The 1,069-nt window shown below is 47.2% G+C and carries 6 tRNA genes and 2 rRNA genes; all 8 read left to right on the forward strand.

Features of this window, described 5'->3' with window-relative positions:
* Positions 1-89: ribosomal RNA gene (locus G4Z05_RS16290) — 23S ribosomal RNA — on the forward strand; the annotation flags it as partial.
* A 148-nt stretch (positions 90-237) separates the two neighbouring features.
* A 5S ribosomal RNA gene (gene rrf, locus G4Z05_RS16295) occupies positions 238-354 on the forward strand.
* 7 nt (positions 355-361) lie between these two features.
* A tRNA-Val gene (locus tag G4Z05_RS16300) sits at positions 362-437 on the forward strand.
* Positions 438-446: 9 nt separating this feature from the next.
* A tRNA-Thr gene (locus G4Z05_RS16305) sits at positions 447-522 on the forward strand.
* 171 nt (positions 523-693) lie between these two features.
* Positions 694-769 (forward strand) — tRNA-Lys (locus tag G4Z05_RS16310).
* Between the two features lie 9 nt (positions 770-778).
* A tRNA-Leu gene (locus tag G4Z05_RS16315) sits at positions 779-863 on the forward strand.
* Positions 864-871: 8 nt separating this feature from the next.
* Positions 872-946 (forward strand) — tRNA-Gly (locus G4Z05_RS16320).
* Positions 947-951: 5 nt separating this feature from the next.
* Positions 952-1,040 (forward strand) — tRNA-Leu (locus G4Z05_RS16325).
* Positions 1,041-1,069: the final 29 nt, after the last annotated feature.

Genomic DNA, 1,069 nt, shown 5'->3' on the forward strand with positions numbered 1-1,069 from the left:
CCTGAAAGATGATCAGGTTGATAGGTCAGAGGTGGAAGCACGGTGACGTGTGGAGCTGACTGATACTAATCGATCGAGGACTTAACCAAATAATAAAGTGAAGTCATTCGCTTTTGGCGTACTCGTTCTTCCAGACTTCTTCTGCATTATCTAGTTTTGAGGGAATGAAAAAAAATTAAAATTTCCTCTTGCAAAATATGAAAAAGTCATTATAATAAAATAGTGTCGAATAGATGGTCCGGTGGTAATAGCGAGAAGGTCACACCCGTTCCCATACCGAACACGGAAGTTAAGCTTCTCAGCGCCGATGGTAGTTGGGGCGAAAGCCCCTGTGAGAGTAGGACGCTGCCGGGCTTTAAATGGAGGATTAGCTCAGCTGGGAGAGCATCTGCCTTACAAGCAGAGGGTCGGCGGTTCGATCCCGTCATCCTCCACCATATAAAAATGCCGGCTTAGCTCAATTGGTAGAGCAACTGACTTGTAATCAGTAGGTTGGGGGTTCAAGTCCTCTAGCCGGCACCATTTAACAAATTACATTTTTAAATATGAGCCATTAGCTCAGTTGGTAGAGCAACGAGCAAAACTTCTATGAATGACTTCGAGTTGTACACGCCGAGTTGCATCTTGATTTAGCATACTGAGGCGGGGACATCTGAGTAATTTGTTTCAAAGATTAAAGGATTTTTTAAATATGAGCCATTAGCTCAGTTGGTAGAGCATCTGACTTTTAATCAGAGGGTCGAAGGTTCGAGTCCTTCATGGCTCACCATTTAAATATGCGGGTGTGGCGGAATTGGCAGACGCACCAGACTTAGGATCTGGCGCCGTAAGGTGTGGGGGTTCGACTCCCTTCACCCGCACCATTAAATTTGCGGAAGTAGTTCAGTGGTAGAACACCACCTTGCCAAGGTGGGGGTCGCGGGTTCGAATCCCGTCTTCCGCTCCAACAATGCCGGGGTGGCGGAACTGGCAGACGCACAGGACTTAAAATCCTGCGGTAGGTGACTACCGTACCGGTTCGATTCCGGTCCTCGGCACCATAAATTTGCGCCCGTAGCTCAATTGGATA

The organism is Neobacillus thermocopriae, from assembly GCF_010975035.1.
In the GTDB taxonomy this organism is placed as follows: domain Bacteria; phylum Bacillota; class Bacilli; order Bacillales; family Cytobacillaceae; genus Neobacillus; species Neobacillus thermocopriae.